Raw genomic sequence first — 708 nt, 5'->3', positions numbered from 1 at the left:
ATGGCCCAGGGGCCTGTTCCGGGAGAGGATCTGCACACAACCCTCAACGGTGGTCTTCAGGAGGCGGCACAGCGGACGCTGAAAGGTATCAAATCGCCGTCGTCTGTGGTGGCGATACGACCCTCGGACGGCGCGGTCCTGGCCGTGGCCAATGGAGCGGGGTCGAAGGGCTATCCCACTGCGACCCTGGGCCAGTACGCACCCGGGTCCACATTCAAGGTCGCGACCGCGTTGGCCATGCTTCGGGGCGGCGATACACCAGATACGACCGTCGACTGTCCCCATACGTACTCAGCTGAAGGGATGAACGTGGCCAACTTCTCCGGCTATCCGCGGGAGTTCGAGGGAAGCGTTGCCCTACGGCAGGCGATTGCCCATTCGTGCAACACGACGTTCGCCGCCCAGCACGCAAGGGTCAGCCAGCAGGCTTTGGCGGACGCCGGCAACTCTCTCGGCGTGGGGGTGGAGATGGACGCGGGAATCCCTGTGTTCTCGGGCAGCATCCCCACGGAAGAACCAGCGGCGGAACATGTCGCGGCCATGTTCGGACAAGGACGCACGCTGGTCTCTCCCTTCGGGATGGCCAGGTTCCAGGCCAGTGTTCAGGCAGGCAAACTCGTGCAACCCAGCATTCTGGGCCATGAACCTGCATCGGAACCCTCGTCCAGTCATCCGTTGGAGACGAGTGAGGCGGCAGACCTACAAACA

General features: G+C 63.4%; 1 protein-coding gene. It reads left to right on the top strand.

Features of this window, described 5'->3' with window-relative positions; translation table 11 throughout:
• Positions 1–708 (top strand): penicillin-binding transpeptidase domain-containing protein (locus tag RF645_RS13025; RefSeq protein ID WP_368819247.1); only part of this gene is annotated, 708 nt, incomplete at its 3' end.

Origin of the sequence: Kocuria sp. CPCC 205260 (assembly GCF_040981045.1) — a bacterium.
GTDB lineage: Bacteria > Actinomycetota > Actinomycetes > Actinomycetales > Micrococcaceae > Kocuria > Kocuria palustris.
Note: the sequence above shows the minus strand (reverse complement) of the source record. Positions and strands in the feature narration are given on the sequence as shown.